This window comes from Vibrio sp. bablab_jr001, assembly GCF_016464285.1.
In the GTDB taxonomy this organism is placed as follows: Bacteria; Pseudomonadota; Gammaproteobacteria; order Enterobacterales; family Vibrionaceae; genus Vibrio; species Vibrio fluvialis.
In genome coordinates, this window is sequence record NZ_JACDWZ010000106.1 from 235027 (window position 1) to 259828 (window position 24802).

A 24802-nucleotide genomic window follows, 5' to 3' on the forward strand; every position below is an offset into this window, starting at 1 on the left:
CTTTCACTTTCTCACCTTAGGCAGCATCGCGCGTCGTCATGCGGGTTGGATAAACCTGAACTACGGTGTCGCGAATCGCCAGATGACGCACATCACCGGCCTGAATGGCGCTATCGACGACGTGTTGCACCGAAAGATCCACATGCAACGCGGGCAATGACGGTTCATCCTGAAAGCGGCACTCAATACGATAGAACGCGCCAAGAAACTCCAGCGATACAATCTTCACCGGAATCGCATTGCTGTTGCGTTCCACAAACGCCAACTGTTCCGGCCGCACGGCCAGTTCAAATTGATCGCCCTGCTGCACACTGGCATTGCCAATCGCAGGCAAGCTAATCAGCGACTCGGCAACGCGCATTTGCAGCGGCGTGGTCATCGACGCCTGAATGAAATTCATGTGACCAACAAACTGCGCCACAAATCGGCTGGCCGGTTGCTGGTAGATCTCTTGAGGCGAGCCAACCTGCTCAATAACGCCGTGGTTCATCACCACAATTCGGTCGGCCATGGTCAACGCTTCATCCTGATCGTGCGTCACCATGATGGTGGTGATCCCAAGCTTACGTTGCAGGCGGCAAATTTCATCGCGCAGATGGGCGCGAACTTTGGCATCCAGCGCCGACAAAGGTTCATCCAGTAGCAATAGCCCAGGCGACAGCGCCAATGCACGCGCCAGCGCGACACGCTGTTGCTGGCCGCCGGACAGTTGATTGGGGAATTTTTGTCCTGAGGTTGGCAAACCGATGGTGTCCAGCCAATCATCGACTTTTTCTAATGCCTCGCGTGTCGAGAGTCCCTGATTTTTCAAGCCGATAGCAATGTTTTCTTGCACGGTTAAATTGGGAAACAGCGCGTAAGATTGGAAGACGATGCCGAAATCACGCTTTTCAGGCGGCAAAAAGGTCATCTCGTGCTGGTTTTGAAAAATGGCGCCCGACGTGGGTAAGTCTAATCCGGCGATTGCACGCAGCAATGTGGTTTTGCCACAGCCCGAGGGCCCAAGAAAACAGACAAACTCTCCTTGCTGAATGTGAAGGTCGATGCCTTTGAGCGCCGTAAACTGGCCAAATTGTTTGATGACGTTGTGAATTTCTAAATAAGGCTGTGAGGTCATAACAAGATCCTTAATTTGGTATAGTCCAAATATAGAACCCCTATGTGACACTGTGGTGACGATTTTATAGACGTGAGATGACAGGAATGTGTCAGTCAATTATTCAGCCAAAAGATTGCAGCACATGTAACGCGACAAACGAAATAAGGAGGCCAAAGCCTCCTCAATCATGCGTTGACGAACCCATTAAGATTTGGGTTCAGACTTCGCATCAAACTTCTCAGACCAAGTTTTCAGCACGCGGGCACGTTCGTTGCCCATCTGCGCAAAGTCCATCTTCGCCATCGCTTTTTCGACGTTCGGATAGTTCGCCACGGTTTTGCTGACATCTTTATGGCCCACGACCGGATACATATCAATGTACAGTTCGTTGGCTGCTTTGGAGATCGACCAGTCCACCACGCGTTTTGCTGCGTCCGATGCTTTCACCAGACCCACCGCTTCCGATTCCCAGCCGATGCCCTGAGGAATGATGACATCCAGCGGCGCACCTTGCGTTTTCAACTTCGCGCCGCGACTTGCCATCGAAATGCCAATCGCCACTTCACCCATGCCCGCTTGAACGCACGGTTTTGAACCCGAATGGGTGTAATGCGCGATGTTTTGGTCCAAACGCTGCATGTAGTTCCAACCTTTATCTTCTCCCATATTTTGCAGCCAAGCCGACACCTGCATGTAACCCGTGCCCGAAGATGCTGGATTTGGCATCGCGATGTGGCCCTTATAAACAGGCTTGGTCAGATCTTCCCAACTTTGTGGTTTTGGCAGATTCAACTGTTTAGCAACCGCTTCGTTGAAACACACTGCATTGAAGAACGCGTCATTGCCGTACCACGCCTGCTGACCTTGCGGATCATTCAAATTGGCGCGCAGTTCATTCGCACCTTTCGGCGTGTATGGCTTCAAGATGCCTTCGTTTTTGAGCAGTGCCATGGAGGAGCCCGCGAGCCCCCAAACCACTTCGGCGCGTGGGTTTGATTTTTCAGCTAATAGCTTGGCCGTCATGATACCGGTCGAATCACGCACCCACTTAATCTCGATATCTGGGTTCTCTTTTTCAAACGCAGTTTTGTATTTCGCCAAAATGTCGGTTTCGAACGCGGTATACACCGTCACCTCTTGCGCTGCGTATGCTTGCGCCGCAAATAACGCGACCAGTGAAGCCAGAGTTCCTTTCATAAAACGGGTTTTCATCGTTATCTCCAAGTTGTAGTTAATTTGGTATGTACCAGATTTATTTTCTACGCTAATCCTGTTATGTGACGATTCAATGACGTTCATTTGGCATTTTTGTGAGCATTTCATACTTACATTCGCGGCATGGCGATCCGTATAGCCGTGACGGAAGATGTGAAAGTTTTATGAAATCCGCGTTGGTTGCCTTTACCAAGGCGATTTTTCCTTGCTAGAGTAGCGTTAAATTATTGGTATAGTCCAAAATGGAGTTCATATGAAAAACGACTACTTGCTGCTCACCCCTGGCCCCCTGTCGACCACGGAAACTGTGCGCGAAGCCATGTTAAAAGACTGGTGTACGTGGGATGACGAATACAACAAAGACATTGTGGAAGTGATTCGCCAAAAATTGGTGGCGCTGGCGACCCGTCACAGCGAATACACCTCGGTGTTAATGCAAGGCAGCGGCACCGCGTCGGTCGAAGCCACCATCGGCAGCACCTTAGGCCAACACGGCAAATTGTTGGTCGTTGATAATGGTGCGTACGGCGCTCGAATCGCGCAGATTGCAGCATACTTGCACATTGATTGTGCCATCGTCTCACCCGGTGAAACCGCGCAACCGTCTCTTAAACACATCGAAGCATGCCTTCAGCAAGATACCACCATTACCCATGTGGCCATCGTGCATTGCGAAACCACCACCGGCATGTTGAACCCCATCGCGGAGGTCGTCGCGCTGGCCAAAAGATACGGCAAAACCGTGATTGTGGATGCGATGTCGAGCTTTGGTGGCATTCCGATGGATGTCGGCGACCTCGGAATCGACTTTATGATCAGCTCGGCCAACAAATGCATTCAAGGTGTGCCGGGGTTTGGATTTGTGATTGCCAAGCAGAGCGAACTGAAACAATGCCAAGGCCAAGCCCGTTCGCTGAGCCTCGATTTATACGACCAATGGCAATGCATGGAGAAAAACCACGGCAAATGGCGCTTTACGTCGCCAACTCACACCGTGCGTGCGTTTTATCAGGCGCTGCTTGAACTGGAACAGGAAGGTGGTATTGCAGCGCGTCATCAGCGTTATCAGACCAACCAAACCACGCTGGTGCGCGGCATGCAATCCCTTGGCTTCACGCCTCTACTCGATGTGTCACTGCACTCGCCGATCATCACTTCATTTTATTCCCCCACGCATCCGGACTACCAATTCGCCGAATTCTATCAGCGCCTGAAAGCGCAAGGGTTTGTGATCTATCCGGGGAAAGTGAGCCATGCCGACTGTTTTCGCATCGGCAATATCGGGGATGTTCACCCGCACGACATTGAGCGCCTGATTGAAGCTGTGCAAAACGCCATGTACTGGAACGTTGCCTCATGAGCCACGCAAAACCCGAATCTCATTGGCGCAGCGAGGGCGACATCAACACTACGCCCGCACGCAAGCAATGGGGTCGTAACCTGCAACATCCCGACACGCGCTCGCTGCTTGAACGCGATGCGAATGTGTTTCTTCATCAGGCGATGTCGACGCCGTGCCTCAATGCGCTGAGTAGCGCGCGCGATGTGTACCTAGACGACTTGGCTGGCAAACGCTATCTCGATTTTCATGGCAACAACGTGCATCAGTTGGGGTATAGCCATCCGCATGTGGTCGAAAAAGTGACTCAGCAAATGCAAACCTTAGCGTTCTCGCCGCGCCGATTTACCAATCCGATTGTGGTGGCATGCGCAGAAAAACTGACTGAGATTTGCGGCGGTGAACTCAATCGGGTGCTGTTTGCACCCGGTGGCACCTCGGTGATTGGCATGGCGCTGAAACTCGCTCGCCACGTCACCCAGAATTTTAAAGTCGTGTCGCTGTGGGATGCGTTTCACGGCGCATCACTGGATGCCATTTCTGTTGGCGGCGAAGCCTGCTTTCGCCACAACATGGGGCCGTTGCTGGCAGGCGTCGAACGCATTCCCCCAGCGGTGAGCTACCGCGGCGCTTTCCCTCGTGAAGACGGCAGCGACGTTCACTACGCCGATTTCTTGGAATATGTGATTGAAAAAGAAGGCGGCGTTGGCGCGTTTATCGCTGAAGCGGTGCGCAATACCGATGTGCAAGTGCCCAGCCGCGCGTACTGGAAACGTGTGCGTGAAATCTGCGACAAACACGGCGTGTTGCTCATCATTGATGACATTCCCAACGGCATGGGACGCAGCGGCCACTGGTTCACCCATCAGGCGTTTGATATCGAACCGGACATCCTGTGCATCGGCAAAGGCTTGGGTGGCGGCATCATGCCCATGGCGGCGCTGATCACCAAAGACCAATACAACACGGCCGCTGCAGTGTCGTTGGGGCACTATACACACGAAAAAAGCCCACTGGGCTGCGCCGCTGCGCTCGCTACCATCGAAGTCATTGAACAGCAACAGCTACTGAACAAAGTACAACGCGACAGCCACTATTTGCACCAACGCCTACACGCAATGAAGCAGCGCTATGCGTTGATCGGCGATGTGCGCGGCATCGGCTTATTGTGGGGCGTAGAGCTGGTGCAAGACCTAACCAGCAAAGAGCGCGCGTACGATGAAGCCGAAGCGGTGCTCTATCACTGCCTCAACCACGGATTGAGCTTTAAGGTGTCGCAGGGGAATGTGATTCAACTCAGCCCTCCGCTTGTCATCGAGCGTGCCGAACTTGATGACGCACTCGCGATCTTCGAATCCGCACTCCAAGAAATCAGCGCCACATTTGGCTACGCCATCAAGCATTCGTAAAGCAAACCGTTCATAAAGAAAACCATTCATGAAACAAACCGTTCAAGGAAACCATCATGCACTCACCGATTCAAGCCGTTATTTTTGACTGGGCTGGCACCATTGTCGACTTCGGTTCTTTCGCCCCGACAACGATTTTCGTCGAAGCCTTTCAGCAAGGTTTTGATTTTGAAATTTCACTCGATGAAGCCCGTGTACCCATGGGATTGGGCAAATGGGATCATATTCAAGCTGTTGGCCGGCTGCCCGACGTGGCTCAACGCTGGGAGCAACAAATGGGCCGCGCCATGAGCAGCGCCGACATCGATGCCATTTACGCCGCGTTTATGCCGCTGCAAATTGCCAAAGTGGCGGATCACGCCGCGCCGATTCCACACGCGATTGAAGTGGTGAACGCGCTTAAGCAGCGCGGCATTAAAATCGGATCTTGTTCCGGCTATCCGCGTCAGGTGATGGATGTGTTGATCCCGGCCGCACAGGCATACGGTTATCAGCCAGATTATGTGGTCGCAACCGATGATTTGCCGCAAGGGGGGCGCCCCGCGCCGTTCATGGCACTTAAGAACGTGATTGAACTTGGTGTGACGGATGTACGCGCCTGCATCAAAGTCGATGATGCGGTGCCCGGCATTGATGAAGGCCACAACGCTGGTATGTGGACAGTGGGATTGCTGCTATCGGGCAACGAAGCAGGACTCACTGAACAAGAGTATCTGTCTGCAGACGAAGCCACACTCAACACCGCTCGTGCTCGTGCTCGCGACAAACTCTCGCAAGCCAATCCCCATTACCTGATTGATACCATCGCCGACTTTCCGGCTGTGGTTGCGGATATCGAACGCCGCCTACTCGCAGGCGAACGACCATAAAAAACGGGCCTTGGCCCGTTTTTCTTCAGAACAGTTTTAAACTCGAGATGATCGTCGACATCAACATTGCCCCGGGCGCCGTCAGGGTATAGACGAAGATGGAAAAATTAATCAACACGGTTAACCAAAATATCATTCGAAATGGCTGTTCAAGGGTTTTGAATTTCAGCAGCGCCTGTGCCATCAAAGCACCAGGCCAACCACCCAGAACGGATAGCGTGTGCAGCAACCACTCAGAAACCCGCCAATCGTTGTGATACATAGCACTTCGGTCAAACGCGTACACCGCATAGGTAATGGCGCTGATTAAGATGTAGAACAACACCACTATCGGCGGATACTTCACCAGATAGATACTGGCAAAAAGCACGGTAATGAACCAGACTGACAAAGCGAGTGACAATCCGTACACCAAAGGCCGATGAATATCGACGGCGTGCAGAGAACCGTCTGGTTCTTTCGTCAGTTTGAAATGTACCGCCTCATTAACTTTTGGTCGTTGCGCGTGACCTTGAAGATCGGAAATGTGGAAGAAGATTTTGCCGCGATAGTTATCGACCGTAATAAAGCCATACCCTTTCGCGTCATTCCATTCAGAGATTTTACCTGCAATAGCCATGATGAACTCGCACTCATCCCTCACACTCAGTGTCAGAGACTTGTTATGCCCAGCCGCCGCTTCGCCTGTCGTTATTATGTTTGGCAAAGCTCCTGAGAACGCACAGACGCACTCAATTAAAGCGTAGTCCCTGCTCAAAAATAAGATCAAGCCAAAGATCGTTTTTTTGTCGATTTTGCTTCGCTGGCTGTAGCTGGATGAAAGCTCATCACTATTTACAAACATACACAATTTATTACTTAAAAACTGTGTGCATATCGATTGAATTCTTACATTACAAAGACTAAGGTTTCACATACCACCTTGTGAAATCTATAAACCGTATGGTTTTATGCCGCCCTGACCTGTCAGGGCGGTATTTCTTTTTGGAGAAAATAAAATGTCTACTAATCATACAATCGTGGTATCAACTCTGGATATGGACCGCATCAGTGCGCTTCTGGAGCAGATGCCAAAATTGTCACCAGAACTGGAAAAACTAGAAGATGAACTCGACAGAGCGACCATCAAAGAGCCACAGGAAATGCCGGACAATGTCGTCAGCATGAACTCAACCGTGCGGTTTAAGTTCATGGGTAAAGAAGAGATCATTCAGAAGAATCTGGTCTATCCGAACGAAGTGAAAAGCAATGACGATATTTCTATCTTTGCTCCGGTTGGCAGTGCATTGCTAGGCTTAGCAGCAGGCCAAACTCTCACTTGGCCAATGCCTGGCGGCGCGGAGAAAACCATCGAGATCCTCGAAGTGGTGTACCAGCCAGAGCGTGAAGGTGACTTTAGCCGTTAAGAGCGGGATTCCGGTGCAAAGTGATCACTTTGCACCAGGAGCGATTTACGCGAGCAGAATATCTTTTAATTCGTGCAGTGAGCTCACTTCATAGTGCGCATCGATACCGTCCGGCTTTGGATGCTGATGTACATTCAACCAGCAAGTTTCAATCCCAAAGTTCAAACCGCCCAGAATGTCTGAATGCGGGTTGTCTCCCACCATCAACACACGCGCTTTTTCCGGATTTCCCATTACCGACATCGCATGAGCAAAAATGCCCGCATCTGGTTTGGCGATCCCAACCTCTTCTGAAATCACGATGTGGTCGAAATATTCCTTCATGCCCGTTTTAGTCAGGCGTACATCCTGAAGCTCCGTAAAACCATTGGTGATGATCCCCAGTTTTGCTTTGCCTTTTAGCGCTTCCATCAGTTCTTTAGCACCTGGCAGCAACGTACAAATGTCGGCCATCGCTTCCAAAAACGCGCTGTTCAGCTCTGCCGTGGTGGTTTCCAGCTTTTGCGCCCAGGATGCAAAACGAATGTGTTTCAATTCTGCCGCCGTGATCGTACCGTTCTGGTAATCAACCCACAGGGGCTTATTGACTTGTTGGTAGTGGTGAAAGTCTTGTTCCGTAAAGTCTACGCCTTTACGCGCAAACATCAGCTGCATCCCTTGAAAAGCATCGAAATGAAACAGGGTTTCGTCAGCGTCAAATAAGATCCAATCGTACTTCATGTTGGTTTCCTCAAAATGTCGCGCTCAGTCTAGATTGTTTTCCATGAGATGTTAATCTCTGTATATGGAAACTTTTTGTTAAGAATATCTCAACAATTATGATGGATAACACGTTTGCCGCCATTCCTATTTTTGTCGCGGTGGTCGAATGCGGCAGTTTCTCGAGCGCGGCCGAGAAACTCAACATCACTAAGTCTGCCGTGAGTAAACGGGTGACGCAACTCGAAGATGATTTAGGCATTCGCCTGCTGAACCGCACCACACGAAAACTGAGCCTGACCGAGGCCGGAGAGCGTTATTACTACCATGTATCCCAAGCCTTGAGCTATGCGCAACAAGGAAGTGACGCGGTCACTGAATTACAAGGTGAGCCCCAAGGTAAACTCAAAATAACGGCCCCCATGTCATTTGGTGTGTTGCATATTGCGACCATCATTGCCGAGTTCCTTGCTCGCTATCCCAAAGTGGAAATCGACTTGCAGTTGGAAGATCAAATGGTTGACTTGGTTCAAGGCGGCTTTGACCTGGCGATTCGTATCGGCCATTTACCTGTCTCAAATCTGGTGGCCAAACGATTGGTGCGTTGCCGCAGTGTGCTGTGTTGCTCGCCCGATTATCTGACCCGTTATTCCGCGCCGCAGAAACCTTCTGATCTGCTGCAACACAATTGCCTGGTGTATTCCTATTTTCGAGGCGGCAGCGAGTGGACGTTTACCCAAAACGGGGCAGATTTCAAAGTCATTCCTAAAGGCAACCTTAGCGTGAATAATAGCGAAGCGATTCGCCGCGCCCTGCTTGACGGCCTTGGTATTGGTCAGTTGCCAACGTTTCTGGTCAGCAAAGATATTCAAGCCGGAAAACTGCAAACCATCATGGCGGATTTTCCTCTTCCTGAGCACGCCATTTATGCCGTATTTCCTGAAAGGAAACATCTGCCACACAAAGTGCGCGCCTTTATGGAATTTGTCAGTGAAAAATTGGGAGCAGATCAACCATATTGGGATCAAGGTATCTTCTGAGCCAATACGTGCTCAAAAACTCAGAATGACAGTGATTTAACGCAAAGAACGTGTGCCAGAACCGGCTTATAAAACGGGGTAAATCAACCACCGGAGTAGCCGATGAAACACTTTTTGCCCTCGTCTGTCATGCTGATTCCTTTTGTGGTGAAACCCTACCCCGAATCAGATCACGAAATTCGCGACAATGAACAACAACACGAGCAAACAGCTCAACTAGACTTACAAAATAAGCGTCAATCTCAGGCAGGATCAGACCAAGAATAGCACTGGATAATTATTGCACTAGCTCTGGATAGTTAAGGAATCGACCGATGAAAAAAGTAGCCGTGATATTGAGTGGATGTGGTGTTTTCGATGGTGCCGAAATTCATGAATCGGTGCTTGCCCTCCACGCCATTGAAAGACACGGTGCCTCTTGGCACTGTTTTGCTCCCAATATTGATCAGATGCACGTCATTAACCACCTCACGGGTGAAGAGATGGACGAAAAACGAAACGTGCTGGTAGAAGCCGCACGTATCGCACGTGGCAAAATTGAGGATGTCGCGAAGCTTAAAGCCGAAGATTACGACGCTTTGCTATTACCCGGCGGTTTTGGCGCAGCGAAAAACCTGACTGACTTTGCCGTCAAAGGCGCCGATTGCAGCATCAACACTCATGTCGCAGCCGCGTGTCGCGCCTTTGCTCAAGCGGGCAAACCGGCCGCCTATCTTTGCATTGCGCCCACCATCATTCCAATGATCTACGAACATGGCGTGGAAGGCACCATCGGCAGCGACCCGGATACGGCGTGCGCGTTCCGGAAAATGGGCGGAGAACACGTCACCTGCCCGGTCGATGACTTCGTTTTTGACCAGAAACACAACGTGCTGTCTACTCCGGCTTACATGCTGGCCGAAAATATTTCCCAAGCGGCAGCGGGCATTGATCGTCTGGTGGACGAATTGATCAAACTTGCCTAATCACAGTAAAGCGCCGACCGTGGCGCTTTAGTTTTACGCAACTGCGTCCAGCAATTTGCTCCCGATGCATTTGATCGAAATCAGGAATGGTTTAGAATTCTCGCCTCGCAAAACAATCCTCTCGTTAATTCGCTTTACAACCTTCCATTTAAAGCTATTATCGCGACGCAAACGTTTTCCTCACCAATTTCATCCTTATGATGAGGGTTTTATGCTGCCAGATATTGAAATTTGCCGTACCACACCGCTGACTGCCATTGAACAGATCGCCCACAAAGCCGGACTTCTGCCCGAGGAGTTTCACAGTCAGGGACGCTATAAAGCCAAAGTCTCGCTCAATTGCCTGAATCGCCTGCACGACAGACCTGCCGGAAAATTCATTCTGGTCACCGCAATTACGCCAACACCTTTGGGTGAAGGTAAAACGGTGACCACGATTGGTCTGGCACAAGGTTTGGCTCGCTTACAGCATTCGGTCATGGCATGTATTCGTCAGCCGTCCATGGGGCCAATTTTCGGCGTCAAAGGTGGCGCTGCTGGTGGTGGTTATTCTCAGGTCGCACCAATGGAAGAGCTCAACCTGCATCTGACCGGCGATATTCATGCCGTCACTGCAGCGCACAATCTCGCCGCGGCAGCGATTGATGCGCGCATTTATCACGAACAGCGCAACGGTTATGAGGATTTTGCCACAAGAACAGGTATGCCTGCCCTGCGTCTCGACCCGCAACGTATCGTGTGGAAGCGTGTGATGGACCATAACGATCGCGCGCTGCGCATAGTCACGGTTGGCCGCAATGAAGATGGCAAAACCATCAACGGTTACGAGCGTGAAGACGGGTTCGACATCTCAGCAGCGTCTGAATTGATGGCGATTCTTGCCCTTGCTGAAGACCTCAAAGATCTGCGCCGCCGCATTGGTAATATCGTCGTCGGCTACAACATTGATGGTCAGCCTGTCACCACCGAAGATTTGAAAGTGGCTGGCGCGATGGCGGTCAGTATGAAAGAAGCCATTGAACCCACACTGATGCAGACCCTTGAAGGCGTGCCGACGCTGATTCACGCAGGCCCGTTTGCCAATATCGCGCATGGAAACTCATCGATCATTGCTGATGACATCGCCACACGCCTCGCCGACTACACCGTGACCGAAGGCGGCTTTGGTTCCGACATGGGCTTTGAGAAGGCTTGCAACATCAAAGCTAAAGCCTCCGGTAAAGCGCCGGACTGCGCGGTGATCGTCGCAACGTTACGCGGCCTGAAAGCCAACTCGGGGCTCTATGATCTGCGTCCGGGTCAATCCGTACCTGAAACCCTGTTCGCGCCAGATTGCAACGCGTTGACCGCTGGGTTTGAAAATCTCAAATGGCACATCAACAACGTCAATAAATACGGTATTCCTGCAGTGGTGGCGATTAACCGCTTTCCGCAAGATAGCGAAGAAGAACTGGCGCAGTTGAAAATAATGATCGAAGCGCTGCCGAATGATGTGACGGTTGCGTTGTCTGAAGGCTTCGCCAAAGGCGGAGAAGGCACACGTGAACTGGCGGAAAAAGTAGTCGAGCAATGCAGCAAAGCCGCGCACTTTACACCGTTGTATGAACACGATGCGCCGTTATTCGACAAGCTTAAGGCCGTCGCTATCAATGGTTATGGTGCTGACTCAGTCACTCTGAGCGAAAAAGCGCAAGCCCAGCTTGATGATTTGCAAGCAAAAGGCTTTGGTCATCTTTCGGTGTGTCTGGCGAAAACGCCGTTGTCCATCACCACAGATCCAGCGCAAAAAGGTGCGCCAAGCGGATTTGATGTTCCCATTCGTGAACTGAAACTGTGCGCGGGAGCAGAATTTGTCTATGCCTTATGCGGCAACGTGATGACCATGCCGGGGCTGCCAGAGAAACCGGCGTTTATGGGGCTGGATATCGATGAGCAGGGTCGCATCATCGGGCTGAGCTAAGCACCGGCATTACATCCCCCTATTGAAAAGCTTCGCCACTGCGAAGCTTTTTTCTTTGCGTTCGATTTGAAATTTTTCCGTCCGTGTGCCGTTCTTTTCGTATATCCGTTCAACAAAACGAGTAAGAACCGCCATGAAACGCATTACGTTATTTTTGTTTGCCTTACTGGTCTCCGTACCACTCTCTGTATCGTTTTTCTCACAGGCAGAAACTTCTGCTACCAGCAAACACGCCAGTCATGAAGAAATCGCAACACTGGCCGGTGGCTGCTTTTGGTGTACTGAATCTGATCTGGAAAAACTTGATGGTGTGATTACCGTTGTCTCTGGTTATTCCGGTGGCAATGTCGACAATCCGACTTACAAGCAGGTCTCTTCAGGTTCTACGGGTCACATCGAGTCGGTGCAGGTCACGTATGACGCCGATAGAGTCAGCTATGAACAGGTATTGGACCATTTCTTCCGCCATATCGATCCCACTGACGATCAAGGCTCGTTTGTCGATCGTGGTAACCAATATCGTCCGGCGATTTTTTATCATAACGCCCAGCAAAAGCAGATAGCCGAGCGCTTTATGAAAGAGATCGACGAGTCCGGAATCTTCAGAAAACCGCTCAAAACAGAACTGATCGCCTTTAAGAAGTTCTGGCCGGCTGAAGAGTACCATCAGGATTTCTACAAAAAGAGCTCACTGCGTTACAAATACTATCGCTACGCCTCTGGCCGCGATCAGTACTTAGATGAGATCTTTGGTAAAGACCGCGTTGAACACCCAAAAACACTGCGCCAAATCATCGATGAGAGAAAAGGCATCAGCAGTGTGAAGGCCTACACCCGCCCTTCGGATAAAGAGATTCGCGCCAAACTGACTGAGCTACAGTACTACGTCACGCAAGAAGAAGGCACTGAGCACGCGTTTAAAAACGAGTATTGGGATAATAAAGCCGAAGGTATCTATGTTGATGTTGTCTCAGGAGAACCGCTGTTCTCGTCCACCGACAAATACAAATCCGGCACTGGCTGGCCAAGTTTTACAAAGCCGATTAACCCGGCGTATATCGTGACCAAAGACGATAACACGCTGTTTTACACCCGCACCGAAGTGCGCAGCCGCTTTGGTCAATCCCACTTGGGTCATGTATTTAATGACGGCCCTGCGCCGACAGGTTTACGCTACTGTATGAACTCCGCTGCGATGCGATTTGTACCTAAAGCGGAGATGCAGGCACAAGGTTATGGTGAATACCTGACACTGTTTAAATGAATGCTGAACGCGATGTGGTGACGAACTGTTGCACCACCGCGGAATGTTGATACCTAAGCGCCCGGTCACGCGTCTGACTGGGCGTTTCTCCAAATAACAGCTTGTAATAATGGTTGAACGTGCCGAGATGATAAAAACCAAAGCCAAGTGCAACGTCGCAGATTGCCCGCTGCTGCGATTGATCCAGTAGTACGCGTCGCACCGCATTCAAACGGCACTCACGCAAAAACGTCGCCGGGCTCACTCCAAGCTCTTGTTCAAAACAGTTCTGCAACGTGCGTTGGCTGACACAGGCGATCGCGCACATATCGCTAATACTTAACGGATAGTCGCCGTTCTGATCAATGTATTGATACAGGCGCCGCAACGCCTGACGCCGAGTATGGTAACTGCGCGGTTCACGTTCAGTCGACACTTGAAACGCACTCAGACGATCAATCACCGCTGCTCGCAACATGGCATGCAAATGCGCTTGTGCGGCACTCTCTTCAATCAGCTTCTGTCCGAGTATCGACCGCGGGCTCAGCGCGTCTCGAATCAAAGCCACCAGCGACCAGCAACCGTGTTGCGGCAGACTGTTTTCAACCAATGCTGCCGTTTCCCACTGGGCATTTTCCCATTGTCCCTGACTACCAAATTGCATTCCGTTCAACAGCAGCTCACGGTCGATCACAATGCCAAAAATATGAAAATCCTGTGGTGTGGCCAATTCAAATGATTCTTGCGCCGGACGAATCATCAATTGATGCGTCTCAGCTTGCAGACCATTTACTTTAGGCCGTTGACTATCCATCGAAAAACCAATCCAAACGGCATTGGGATTCACGCAACATTCCTGATGGACGGCGTGACTGGTGTACTCCTCAAACAGGTGCAAACCGGGCAACTTTATTTCATCCAGATACCCATTAAATTGCCCTGCACTGTGTTGATTATACTTTTGTTCCCAAGCACTTAGGCTTTGTGCCTGCTGGTTGACATCAAAACTGTACTGTTTGCACCTCGTTGGTGCGCATGAATTCCCTTCATGAAGCAATTGAACCAAATTCATTTTCACCCTCTTGCACCAGCATTACGCACAATTTCTTTTATCTCACTGTTTTTATTGGCTTATTTAACTTTGCCTATTTCCGTCATGCTCGCGGAACAGTTTTCGCACTGTTTTCACAATCATGTTTGCAACAGGTATACCAAGGCAAATTGCAATGTTCAGGCCGCACAGCCCTGAACAAACTCACTCCGCACAACGGTAAAGATAGAGAGACATAATGAGTTCACACTACCGATATCAATTAGGCAGTCAGACCTACCAGTTTGCTTCTTTGAAAGAAGTGATGGCGAAGGCGTCGCCGCTGCGCTCCGGCGACCAATTGGCGGGGGTGGCCGCCACATCGGCGGAAGAGCGCGTGATCGCGCAGATGATATTGGCGGATCTGCCACTCAAAACCTTCCTCAACGACACCTTGATTCCGTACGAGGACGACGAAATTACCCGTCTGATCATCGATGAGCATGATGCCCGCGCATTCTTGGAAATCGCGCATCTCACTGTCGGCGATTTTCGTAACTGGCTGCTACAAGAAACCACCACCCATATTGAATTGGCGCGGGTTTGCGCTGGCATCACGCCCGAGATGGCCGCGGCAGTCAGCAAAATCATGCGCAATCAGGATTTGATTCTGGTGGCGAAGAAGTGTCAGGTGACCACCGCATTTCGTAACACCATAGGTCTGCCCGGCCGTTTATCGACCCGTTTGCAACCCAATCACCCGACCGACGATATGAGCGGTATAGCGGCATCGATTTTTGATGGCCTGATGTACGGCAACGGCGATGCCGTGATTGGCATCAACCCCGCAACCGACAGCGTAAGCCAGGCGATTAAGCTCATGAAGCTGATGGATGAAGTGATTCAGTATTACGACATCCCGACCCAATCGTGCGTCCTGACCCATGTGACGAACACGGTCGAAGCGATCGAGAAAGGCGCGCCGGTCGATTTGGTGTTTCAATCCATCGGCGGAACCGAAGCCACTAATCAAGGGTTTGGTATCAACCTGAATGTGATTGCCGAAGCCTATGATGCCGCTCTGAGCCTCAATCGCGGCACGGTCGGCAACAACGTTATGTATTTTGAAACGGGACAAGGAAGCGCTCTTTCGGCCAACGGCCATCACAACGTCGACCAACAGACCTGCGAAGTGCGCGCCTATGCGCTCGCGCGCAAGTTCAAACCATTACTGGTCAACACCGTGGTAGGCTTCATCGGCCCGGAATATCTGTTTGACGGCAAGCAGATAACTCGTGCCGGGCTGGAAGATCACTTCTGCGGCAAGCTGCTTGGCCTGCCGATGGGATGTGACATCTGCTACACCAACCACGCTTACGCCGACCAAAACGACATGGACAATCTGCTGACGCTGCTCGGCGTCGCCGAGTGCTCATTCATCATGGGCATTCCGGGCTCCGATGACATCATGCTCAACTACCAGACCACCTCGTTTCATGACGCGCTCTACGCCCGCCAAGTGTTGGGTTCCCGCCCTGCTCCAGAATTTGAAGCCTGGTTGAAGAAAATGGAAATCTTCGATCAGGATGAACGCAAGCAACTCGCCGACGATTTATCGCCGCACTTTAGCCATCCCTTACGATTGATTCAGGAGGCCGTATGAGTAAGACGCTGACTTCCTCGTTGATCCATGAGGATCCATGGCACAAGCTGCGCCAGTTTACGCAGGCGCGCATCGGTATTGGCCGTGTGGGTACCAGCATTCCGACGCAAGAGCTATTGCGTTTTCAGCTCTCGCACGCTCAAGCGATGGATGCGGTGCATGTGCCGCTCGACGAAGCGGAGCTGGTTGACGCCTTGGCGCAAAAATCAGCCATTGTGCCCTATCTTCCTGCGTTTTCGCTACATAGCCAAGCCAGTGATCGTCTCACGTATCTGCAACGGCCCGATTTGGGCCGCAAGCTCGATGATGCCTCGATAGAACGTTTGAAGCAGCACAGCGATAGCACGCCAAACCCGTACGATCTGGCGATTGTCATTGCCGATGGTTTGTCGTCTTACGCAATCAGTCATCACGCGGCTCCCTTTATCGACGCCTTAATCACGCAGCTCCATGCCGACCAACGACATGATTGGCGTATCGCGCCATTGAGCATCGTGCATCAGGGCCGAGTTGCGGTCGGTGATGACGTGGGTGAAGCGATCAACGCACGCGAGGTGCTGGTACTGGTGGGCGAACGCCCGGGATTAAGTTCCCCCGATAGCTTGGGGCTGTATCTGACCTGGCATCCACAGCGCGGCACCGAAGATTCATTGCGCAACTGTATTTCCAACGTGCGCCCACAGGGGCTGCCTTATGAAGCGGCCGCGATGAAATGCTTCTATCTGCTGGCGGAGTCACGTCGGCTCAAACTCACTGGCGTCGGACTGAAAGATCGCTCTGACGACGCGCAGTTGAATCAACCGATTCAAGCAAACCAATTTTCGTTAACCACTGAATAGATTTTAAGGACATTACTGAGGATCGTTATTATGGAAAATAGCAGCAAACCGGGTCTGAAACGGACCCTTGGAAAATTTCACTTATGGGGCATTGCCGTCGGGCTGGTCATTTCGGGCGAATACTTCGGCTGGAGTTACGGTTGGGCACAGGCCGGAACACTCGGCTTTTTGATCACCACCCTGATCATTGCCACTATGTACACCGCGTTCATTTTCAGCTTTACCGAGCTGTCGACGTCGATTCCCCATGCGGGCGGTCCGTTCGCTTATGCGTATCGCGCCTTTGGCCCGTTAGGCGGCTATGTCGCGGGTTTCGCCACCTTGGTTGAGTTTGTGTTTGCGCCGCCCGCCATCGCCATGGCCATCGGGGCTTATCTCAATGTTCAGTTTCCGACGCTCGACCCGAAATTGGTTGCCGTGGTTGCTTATGTCATCTTCATGGGGCTCAACCTTGTTGGGGTAAGCATTGCCGCGACGTTCGAACTTTTGGTCACCATTCTTGCTATCGTCGAACTGCTGGTCTTTATGGGCGTGGTCTCGCCCGGTTTCTCTATGGCAAACTTTGCCGCGAACGGTTGGGCTGGCAGCGATGTCTTCTCTGGAGAAGCAATTTCCGGCATCTTTGCTGCGATTCCTTTTGCCATCTGGTTCTTCCTCGCCATTGAAGGCGCGTCGATGGCTGCAGAAGAAGCGAAAGATCCGAAACGCACCATTCCGGTGGCGTTTATCGCCGGCATTTTAACGTTGGTAGTATTGGCTGTTGGTGTGATGTTCTTTGCGGGTGGCGCCGGCGACTGGCGTGAACTGTCTAATATCAACGACCCACTGCCGCAAGCCATGAAAATGATTGTTGGTGAATCGAGTGGCTGGTTGCACATGCTGGTGTGGCTGGGTTTGTTTGGCCTGATCGCGTCATTCCACGGCATCATCATGGGGTATTCACGTCAGATTTTCGCTTTAGCGCGCGCAGGCTTCCTGCCCAAATCACTCGCTGCCGTCAACCAACGTTATCAAACACCGCATTGGGCGATTCTGGCGGGCGGCGTTGTGGGTATCGCGGCTATCTTCTCTGACAACCTGATTGTGATTGGCGGGCAGCCGCTGACAGCGAATATCGTCACCATGGCAGTGTTTGGGGCCATCGTGATGTACATCGTATCCATGTTGGCGCTGTTCAAACTGCGTCGTACGGAACCAGCGCTGGAACGTCCGTTCCGCGCCCCGCTCTACCCATTTGCTCCGGCGCTTGCTCTGGGTCTGGCGGTACTTGCTCTGGTTGCGATGGTGTACTACAACTTCCTGCTGACACTGATCTTTGTTGGTCTGTTTGCCCTTGGTTTCATCTACTTTAAAGCCACACACGATGAAAGCTCGATGCAGGAAGGCAATGAAATGCTGCTGATGCCACAAGCCAGTGAAGCGTGACAGAACACCGTCTCCCTGAATTTCAGAGACAAAAAAAGGACATCCTCGGATGTCCTTTTTCATTGAATATTCGTGTAGTTAGCGCAAACCGTGCAGAAATTCAGCGCGGGTGGCGGGGTTGGACTTAAAAATGCCACCTAGCGCCGTGGTTGTGGTTTCGCTGGTTGCATCCATCACACCACGTGATTTCACGCAGTAGTGAGTTGCATCGATGGTGACTGCCACGTCTTCTGATTCCAACAGAGTTTGCAGCGCAACCAGAATTTGTTGCGTCATACGTTCTTGCACCTGTGGGCGCTGCGCAAAAAAGCGCACAATGCGGTTAATTTTCGACAGGCCGATAATCTTGCCACGCGGAATATATGCCACCGCCGCTTTTCCATCGATGGTCACCAAGTGGTGCTCACAGGTACTGGTCACGGTAATATCTTTGACACGCACCATTTCACTGACGTTCATTTTGTTTTCGATGACCGTGATTTTCGGGAAGTTTTGGTAATCCAGACCCGAGAAGATCTCATCAACATACATCTTAGAGATTCGGTGCGGGGTTTCTTCAAGGCTATCGTCAGTGAGGTCCAGTCCTAGGAGAGTCAGAATTTCACGCATGTGGTGTTCAATTCGTTCTTTTTTCTCATCTCGACTGATCGTGTTTGGTTGCATTGGCGTTTCCAAACCACGACGTTCCAGCGCATCTTTTACTAACTTCGCGGATTCGCTCAGACCTGACATTACCTTACCTCGTATTTAACCCTTTCGGATGGCTGACAAGGATACTCGGATTTTTTAATAATTACACCCATATTTTATTGGTGGACATTATTGCCACCGGGCTTTGTATGCTAAAGTACTTCTCAAAAATGAAGACCATAGGATTTCATCATGGGCTGTTGTGACGCTCCTGGCTTAATGCCAATTGAAGACGCGCTGGATAAAATGCTCTCGCGCATCACTCCGATTCAAACCACACTGACTCTTCCCCTTGCCGACGCACTCGGTTTTGTCCTTGCTGAAGATATTCTCTCCCCGATTAACGTGCCGCCGTTTGATAACTCCGCGATGGATGGCTATGCCGTGCGCCGTGCCGAACTTGCGACCGCGACGCCACTGCCGGTCGCAGGCAAATCGTTTGCCGGCCAACCCTTTGACGGTGAATGGCCAGCCATGAGCTGTGTGCGCATTATGACCGGTGCAAAAATCCCGGACGGTTGCGATGCAGTGATCATGCAAGAACAGGCCACGGTGTCGGAGCAAGGCGTCACATTCAGCCACACCGACGTCAAACCGAACGACAACATTCGCCCGACCGGTGATGACATTCACCAAGGCGATGTGGTGTTGAGTAAAGGCGCGCGTCTCACGCCCCGTGACATTCCGATGATCGCCACACTTGGCGTGGCTAATGTGACCGTTTATCGCAAACCGAAAGTGGCATTTTTCTCAACCGGTGACGAGCTGAAACCGCTAGGCCAACCGCTGGATGCAGGTCAGATCTACGACAGCAACCGTTACGGCATTAAGCCGCTGATTGAAAACTTCGGCTGCGAAGCGATTGACCTCGGCATCATTCCTGACTGCCCAGAGACGTTAAAAGCCACGTTTGAGAAAGCCCAAAGCCTCGCGGATGTGGTGGTCACTTCCGGCGGCGTGAGCGTGGGTGAAGCGGACTACACGAAAGATATTCTGGAACAACTGGGTCAAATCGGCTTCTGGAAACTGGCGATTAAACCGGGGAAACCGTTCGCGTTTGGCGAACTGGAAAACGCTTGGTTCTGCGGCCTGCCGGGTAACCCGGTCTCCGCGGTTCTGACCATGTACGTTCTGGTGCAACCGATGCTGGCAAAACTGTCTGGTCACACCGAATGGACAGCGCCTGAGTCAATTCCGGCCATCACCCGCACCACCTTCAAGAAAGCCCCGGGACGCACCGATTACCAACGCGGCATTTACCGCATCGAAAACGGTCAGTTCGTGGTTGAAACCACTGGTAACCAAAGCTCCGGCGCATTCCGCTCGATGAGCTTGGCGAACTGCTTTGTGGTGCTCGAACGCGAACGTGGCCGAGTCGAAGCTGGCGAAACCGTCAACATTCAGCTATTTAACGCAACCTTATACTAGGAGTTCGTGTGGATATTCTCAGCGACTCAGAAATGCTGCGTTACAACCGTCAAATCATTCTCAAACAGTTTGATTTTGATGGTCAGGAAGCGTTGAAACAGAGTGCCGTATTGATCCTCGGTGCAGGCGGTTTGGGCTGTGCGTCCAGCCAATATCTGGCCACAGCGGGCGTGGGTAAGATCACGCTGATTGACGATGACACCGTTGAGCTCTCTAACCTGCAGCGTCAGGTATTGCACCATGATGCCAATATCGGCGAGCTTAAAGTGGCATCAGCGGCCCAATCGCTGCAAGAACTCAACCCGCACATTGCCATTGAAACCGTCGCCAAGCGCCTGAGCGACAACGAACTGGAAGCCCTGATTGAACAACATTCATTAGTTTTGGATGCCTCAGATAACGTCGACACGCGTAATCAATTAAATCGCTTGTGCTTTAAAACCAAAACCCCATTGGTTTCCGGCGCCGCCATTCGTATGGAAGGCCAAGTAAGCGTGTTTACTTACCAAAGCGAAGAAGAACCGTGTTACCAATGCCTGAGCGCCCTGTTTGGCAACGCCGCGTTAAGCTGCGTGGAAGCTGGCGTCATGGCGCCCGTAGTTGGCATCATTGGCGCCGTGCAAGCGATGGAAGCGATCAAAGTAATGGCCAATTACGGCACACCGATTCGCGGTAAAATTCTGATGTTAGATGCCATGAGTATGTCTTGGCGTGAAATGAAACTGATGAAGCTGCCCACCTGTCCGGTGTGCCACTCCTAATCCACAGGCGCAATGAAGCGCCTGTTTTTATTTGGATTCTTAGCCAGAATTGAGTAACGTAGCTCAATAACCCCAACACAGGATGAAGTGGAATGTCGCCATTAGTAACCCCAGCTTGGCTCGCAGAAAAACAAAACGATTCGCGCTTAATCGTGCTCGACGCCAGCATTGATTTTCAAATTCCGAGCGAAACCGAAAAAGACAAAGTCAATAAGATTCCCGGCGCACGCCGTTTCGATTATGACGGCGTGTTTTGCGACACCGAATGCGACCTTCCCCACATGATGCCCACTGAAGCACGCTTTAATGAACTGGCGCAGCAACTGGGACTCAATCAAGATTCCATTTTGGTGGTGTACGACAACAGCGGCACGTTTGCATCGCCTCGTGCGTGGTGGATGTTTAAAGCATTTGGGCGCAATGACGTCTACATTCTCGATGGCGGGCTGACTGAATGGAAAGCCCAAGGTTACACTGTCACCCAAAGTTACGATAATTCATACGCGCCCGGTAACTTTGCCGGTACGCTCGACCCGCGTTTCTTTGTCGATGCGAACTACGTGTTAAATAAAATCAATGACAACAGCAGCCTGACCGTTGATGCGCGCTCCAAAGCCCGTTTCCTGGCGCAAGTAGCAGAACCACGCGCGGGTGTGCGCAGCGGCCATATTCCCGGCTCCTGCTGCCTGCCCTTTGCTGAGCTGATGAACGGCCATAAAATGAAATCACCGACGGATCTTAAACCGATTTTGCAACAAGCGCTCATTCGCCCAGCCGATGAGTATCTGTTCAGCTGCGGCTCCGGCGTCACCGCCTGTATCGTGTTGCTGGCTGCCACATTATGCGACTATCAGAATTTGGCGGTCTATGATGGTTCTTGGACGGAATGGGGTCAGCGCCACGACTTACCGATTGAGAAGTAACTTCTCAAACAGAAAAAAGGCCACTTAACGTGGCCTTTTTAATTTCATTTCGCGACCAATATACCAGCACGCTACTGAGCATCTCGCATCTGTTCATCTAAGTTAAGCACCGTCAGCGCGTTGGTAACGCTGGTCGCAATCACATCGATTGCGCCAGTACGCAACGCACCGAGCAGTGCGAGCGGCTTACTGTTTTCTGCGGCAATCGCGATCACTTCGGCAATACGGCGAAACTCTTCAATACCCAAACCAATAACGCGGTCACTCATCACGGTGTTGGCAATTTCGCCATGCACATTAAAGAAGTCGTACCCTGCGAAATCGCCGACCACGCCTTGCTGCAGACGCGACTGCACCACTTCATCCGGCGTAAACCAGCCCAAATCGACCATGTAGCTGTTTTCACTCATGTCGCCGATACCGACCAACGCGATGTCTGCTTTGCGCGCCAGATCGAGCGTTTGCTTGACGGTGGCGTTTTGCATGAAGGCCAGTTTCTGCGCGCGGTTTTCGGCATACGCCGGCGCATACAGGGTTTCTGAGGTACCACCGTATTTCTTCGCCATCTGACGGCAAATGTGGTCGGCGTTAAACATACCGCCACGTGGGTGAATGCCGCCAATACTGCAAACGAACTTACAGTCACGCGGCGTAATCACGCCGACATGATGCGCTACCGATGACACGTTGCGCCCCTGACCGACACTGACTACCATGCCGTTCTTCAGGGTGCTGGAAAGATAATTTGACACCAATCCCGATACTTGTTGGCGCTGCAACTCTTCGTTCGGTTGGTCAAGCGCCACCAACGCCCGTTTCACCCCAAAGCGCTCGATCAAACGCTGCTCAATCTTGGCACTGAACACCGGGTGATATTTAACGGTGATCTCGACAATGCCTTCATCACGCGCCTGTTTCAGCATTCGGCCCACTTTGGCACGGGAAATGGCAAACTTCTTGGAAATTTCTTCCTGAGTTGCCCCATCCTGATAGTAGGCAACGGAAATCTCCGTCAGCAAATCGGTGCTTTCCACCGAGATATCTTGGTTAGAACCGCTCATGTTACGCTCTCACTCACTACTTTGCTCAGCATAGTATCCAATACTGAGCATCTGCTCATTGACGTAGCATATGTTATAGCGCCAATTGAATGCAACATTTGCTCACTTGGATGACATTTTCTCACCTCATATTTTGACGGCATTTTTACTTTGCAACGCTAGGCATGACTTAGGCAAACGTTTCTTTATTTGTCTCGGCTGACGTCGGATAAAATTAGTGAGTAAAAGTCGGCATAAAGGGCAAATCACGATTGACTTTCAGCATAGATAAGATAAATATGGGTACATCATTTACTCAACGAACGAGCAAATGTTCACTACAGTTGCTCGGTCGCTGAAAAACATTGTGTTAGTCATAAGCAGGCTTGTCATTGCATGACAATTCGCTTAACTAACCTGCATGCCAATGCCCAGCGAATCGCTGGCCTAGCCCAAAGAATAGGACGATCGAAATGAGCAACAAATTAGAGCAACTACGTAAACTTACAACTGTTGTGGCTGACACTGGTGAAATTGATGCAATCAAAAAATACCAGCCAGAAGATGCAACAACGAACCCTTCTCTAATTCTTAAAGCCGCTCAAATTGCAGAATATGCTCCACTGATCGATCAAGCGATCGAATACGCGAAATCACAGACCAGCGATAAAGCAGAACAAGTTCAAGAAGCGTGTGACATGCTAGCGGTAAACATCGGTAAAGAAATCCTGAAAACTATCCCAGGCCGTATCTCGACTGAAGTTGATGCACGTCTGTCTTACGACACTGAAGGCAGCATCGTTAAAGCTCGCAAACTGATCAAAATGTACAACGATGCAGGCATCTCAAACGACCGCATTCTGATCAAACTGGCGTCAACTTGGGAAGGCATCCGCGCGGCAGAAGTGCTGGAGAAAGAAGGCATCAACTGTAACCTGACTCTGCTGTTCTCTTTCGCGCAAGCTCGTGCTTGTGCTGAAGCTGGCGTGTTCCTGATTTCACCATTCGTTGGCCGCATCATGGACTGGTACAAAGCAAAAGAAGGTCGTGACTTCGAAGCTCAGGAAGATCCAGGCGTACTGTCAGTATCTAAAATCTACAACTACTACAAACAGCACGGTTACAAAACTGTGGTGATGGGCGCAAGCTTCCGTAACATCGGCGAGATTCTGGAACTGGCTGGCTGTGACCGCCTGACTATCGCACCTTCACTACTGGCTGAACTGGAAGCGGCTGAAGGCGAAGTGGTTGAGAAACTGGTTGATTCTAACGGTACACAAGAGCGTCCAGCAGCGATGACTCATTCTGAGTTCCTGTGGGAACACAACTTGGATGCAATGGCGGTAGAAAAACTGGCTGAAGGTATCCGTAACTTCGCAGTAGACCAGGGCAAACTGGAAACGATGATCGAAGCGAAACTTTAATCGCTCAACAACTTCCCGCCGAGGGAAATCAAATTCAAGGGGGAGCGCCCGCTTCCCCTTTTAGTTTCGACTATAACTTTTAAATCCTAACGATTACGGAATCTATTATGAACCGCAAACAACTGGCTAACGCAATCCGTGCACTGAGCATGGACGGTGTACAAAAAGCTAACTCTGGCCACCCGGGCGCACCGATGGGTATGGCTGACATCGCTGAAGTGCTTTGGCGCAGTCACTTGAACCACAACCCACAAAACCCGAACTGGGCAGACCGCGACCGTTTCGTGCTGTCCAACGGCCACGGCTCAATGCTGATTTACTCTCTGCTGCACCTG

The 24802-nt window shown here is 51.2% G+C and carries 22 protein-coding genes and 1 pseudogene; 16 read left to right on the forward strand and 7 right to left on the reverse strand.

Going from position 1 to position 24802, the window contains the following annotated elements:
• Positions 1 to 16: 16 nt before the first annotated feature.
• Both JIG40_RS21155 and JIG40_RS21160 read right to left on the reverse strand, forming a co-directional pair.
• A complete protein-coding gene (locus JIG40_RS21155) occupies positions 17 to 1117 on the reverse strand; it encodes a putative 2-aminoethylphosphonate ABC transporter ATP-binding protein (protein WP_199466045.1) in 1101 nt (366 codons plus the stop codon).
• Positions 1118 to 1303: 186 nt separating this feature from the next.
• Entirely contained in the window at positions 1304 to 2311 is a 1008-nt protein-coding gene (locus JIG40_RS21160) for a putative 2-aminoethylphosphonate ABC transporter substrate-binding protein (protein WP_014257245.1), read from the reverse strand.
• A gap of 256 nt (positions 2312 to 2567) precedes the next feature.
• Here JIG40_RS21160 and phnW point away from each other — a divergent pair, with 256 nt between their 5' ends.
• The 3 genes from phnW to phnX are packed head-to-tail and all read left to right on the forward strand — an operon-like array spanning position 2568 to position 5931.
• Positions 2568 to 3674 carry a 2-aminoethylphosphonate--pyruvate transaminase gene (phnW, locus tag JIG40_RS21165; RefSeq protein WP_199466046.1) on the forward strand — a complete coding sequence of 369 codons (1107 nt, stop codon included), beginning with the start codon at positions 2568 to 2570 and terminating at the stop codon, positions 3672 to 3674.
• On the forward strand, positions 3671 to 5062 hold the full coding sequence (locus JIG40_RS21170; RefSeq protein WP_199466047.1) for an aspartate aminotransferase family protein: 1392 nt from the start codon (positions 3671 to 3673) through the stop codon (positions 5060 to 5062). The genes phnW and JIG40_RS21170 overlap by 4 nt, the downstream gene beginning before the upstream one ends.
• 53 nt (positions 5063 to 5115) lie before the next feature.
• Complete coding sequence (gene phnX, locus JIG40_RS21175; protein ID WP_199466060.1) at positions 5116 to 5931, forward strand: phosphonoacetaldehyde hydrolase; 816 nt, start codon at positions 5116 to 5118, stop codon at positions 5929 to 5931.
• 25 nt (positions 5932 to 5956) lie between these two features.
• Here the strand turns inward: phnX and JIG40_RS21180 are convergent, their stop codons facing one another.
• Complete coding sequence (locus JIG40_RS21180; protein WP_020328681.1) at positions 5957 to 6550, reverse strand: DUF1294 domain-containing protein; 594 nt, start codon at positions 6548 to 6550, stop codon at positions 5957 to 5959.
• A 379-nt stretch (positions 6551 to 6929) separates the two neighbouring features.
• Between JIG40_RS21180 and rnk the strand changes: the two genes are divergently transcribed.
• Positions 6930 to 7337: a nucleoside diphosphate kinase regulator gene (gene rnk, locus JIG40_RS21185; RefSeq protein ID WP_020328682.1), complete on the forward strand. Its 408-nt coding sequence runs from the start codon at positions 6930 to 6932 to the stop codon at positions 7335 to 7337.
• A 45-nt stretch (positions 7338 to 7382) separates the two neighbouring features.
• Here rnk and yjjG read toward each other — a convergent pair whose 3' ends face one another.
• Complete coding sequence (gene yjjG / locus JIG40_RS21190) at positions 7383 to 8057, reverse strand: pyrimidine 5'-nucleotidase (RefSeq protein ID WP_199466048.1); 675 nt, start codon at positions 8055 to 8057, stop codon at positions 7383 to 7385.
• A 101-nt stretch (positions 8058 to 8158) separates the two neighbouring features.
• On the opposite strand from yjjG, the gene JIG40_RS21195 reads away from it, so the two are divergent.
• The 4 genes from JIG40_RS21195 to msrB all read left to right on the forward strand — a co-directional run bounded on the left by JIG40_RS21195 (position 8159) and on the right by msrB (position 13265).
• Complete coding sequence (locus JIG40_RS21195) at positions 8159 to 9076, forward strand: LysR family transcriptional regulator (RefSeq protein ID WP_171934541.1); 918 nt, start codon at positions 8159 to 8161, stop codon at positions 9074 to 9076.
• 314 nt (positions 9077 to 9390) lie between these two features.
• Positions 9391 to 10041: an isoprenoid biosynthesis glyoxalase ElbB gene (gene elbB, locus JIG40_RS21200; RefSeq protein ID WP_024375070.1), complete on the forward strand. Its 651-nt coding sequence runs from the start codon at positions 9391 to 9393 to the stop codon at positions 10039 to 10041.
• A gap of 211 nt (positions 10042 to 10252) precedes the next feature.
• Positions 10253 to 12001 (forward strand): formate--tetrahydrofolate ligase, encoded by a 1749-nt coding sequence (locus JIG40_RS21205; RefSeq protein WP_199466049.1) that lies wholly within the window; start codon positions 10253 to 10255, stop codon positions 11999 to 12001.
• Positions 12002 to 12134: 133 nt separating this feature from the next.
• Complete coding sequence (gene msrB, locus JIG40_RS21210) at positions 12135 to 13265, forward strand: peptide-methionine (R)-S-oxide reductase MsrB (RefSeq protein ID WP_199466050.1); 1131 nt, start codon at positions 12135 to 12137, stop codon at positions 13263 to 13265.
• Here msrB and JIG40_RS21215 read toward each other — a convergent pair.
• Positions 13258 to 14151: a helix-turn-helix domain-containing protein gene (locus JIG40_RS21215; protein WP_244662709.1), complete on the reverse strand. Its 894-nt coding sequence runs from the start codon at positions 14149 to 14151 to the stop codon at positions 13258 to 13260. The genes msrB and JIG40_RS21215 overlap by 8 nt on opposite strands.
• Positions 14152 to 14533: 382 nt before the next feature.
• Between JIG40_RS21215 and JIG40_RS21220 the strand changes: the two genes are divergently transcribed.
• Genes JIG40_RS21220 through eat form a run of 3 tightly spaced genes read left to right on the forward strand, consistent with a single transcriptional unit; the run spans position 14534 to position 18201 of the window.
• A complete protein-coding gene (locus tag JIG40_RS21220) occupies positions 14534 to 15937 on the forward strand; it encodes an ethanolamine ammonia-lyase subunit EutB (protein ID WP_199466051.1) in 1404 nt (467 codons plus the stop codon).
• The gene (gene eutC, locus JIG40_RS21225; protein WP_199466052.1) at positions 15934 to 16776 is read left to right on the forward strand and encodes an ethanolamine ammonia-lyase subunit EutC; all 843 of its coding nucleotides are present in this window, start codon (positions 15934 to 15936) and stop codon (positions 16774 to 16776) included. Before JIG40_RS21220 ends, eutC begins: the two co-directional genes overlap by 4 nt.
• Positions 16777 to 16806: 30 nt before the next feature.
• The gene (eat, locus tag JIG40_RS21230; protein WP_020328692.1) at positions 16807 to 18201 is read left to right on the forward strand and encodes an ethanolamine permease; all 1395 of its coding nucleotides are present in this window, start codon (positions 16807 to 16809) and stop codon (positions 18199 to 18201) included.
• 78 nt (positions 18202 to 18279) lie between these two features.
• On the opposite strand, the gene folE is transcribed toward eat, so the two are convergent.
• Positions 18280 to 18933 carry a GTP cyclohydrolase I FolE gene (folE, locus tag JIG40_RS21235; protein ID WP_020328693.1) on the reverse strand — a complete coding sequence of 218 codons (654 nt, stop codon included), beginning with the start codon at positions 18931 to 18933 and terminating at the stop codon, positions 18280 to 18282.
• Positions 18934 to 19083: 150 nt separating this feature from the next.
• Here folE and moeA point away from each other — a divergent pair, with 150 nt between their 5' ends.
• The 3 genes from moeA to JIG40_RS21250 all read left to right on the forward strand — a co-directional run bounded on the left by moeA (position 19084) and on the right by JIG40_RS21250 (position 22003).
• A complete protein-coding gene (moeA, locus tag JIG40_RS21240; RefSeq protein WP_047458473.1) occupies positions 19084 to 20319 on the forward strand; it encodes a molybdopterin molybdotransferase MoeA in 1236 nt (411 codons plus the stop codon).
• A gap of 8 nt (positions 20320 to 20327) precedes the next feature.
• Positions 20328 to 21080, forward strand: coding sequence for a molybdopterin-synthase adenylyltransferase MoeB (gene moeB / locus JIG40_RS21245; RefSeq protein ID WP_199466053.1), 753 nt, complete (start codon positions 20328 to 20330; stop codon positions 21078 to 21080).
• 92 nt (positions 21081 to 21172) lie between these two features.
• A complete protein-coding gene (locus JIG40_RS21250; protein ID WP_199466054.1) occupies positions 21173 to 22003 on the forward strand; it encodes a sulfurtransferase in 831 nt (276 codons plus the stop codon).
• A 71-nt stretch (positions 22004 to 22074) separates the two neighbouring features.
• On the opposite strand, the gene JIG40_RS21255 is transcribed toward JIG40_RS21250, so the two are convergent.
• Entirely contained in the window at positions 22075 to 23064 is a 990-nt protein-coding gene (locus tag JIG40_RS21255; RefSeq protein WP_020328697.1) for a sugar-binding transcriptional regulator, read from the reverse strand.
• A 452-nt stretch (positions 23065 to 23516) separates the two neighbouring features.
• Here JIG40_RS21255 and tal point away from each other — a divergent pair, with 452 nt between their 5' ends.
• Positions 23517 to 24467, forward strand: a complete 951-nt coding sequence (gene tal, locus JIG40_RS21260) for a transaldolase (RefSeq protein WP_020328698.1) — start codon at positions 23517 to 23519, stop codon at positions 24465 to 24467.
• A 104-nt stretch (positions 24468 to 24571) separates the two neighbouring features.
• A pseudogene (locus JIG40_RS21265) lies at positions 24572 to 24802 on the forward strand (transketolase); the annotation flags it as partial.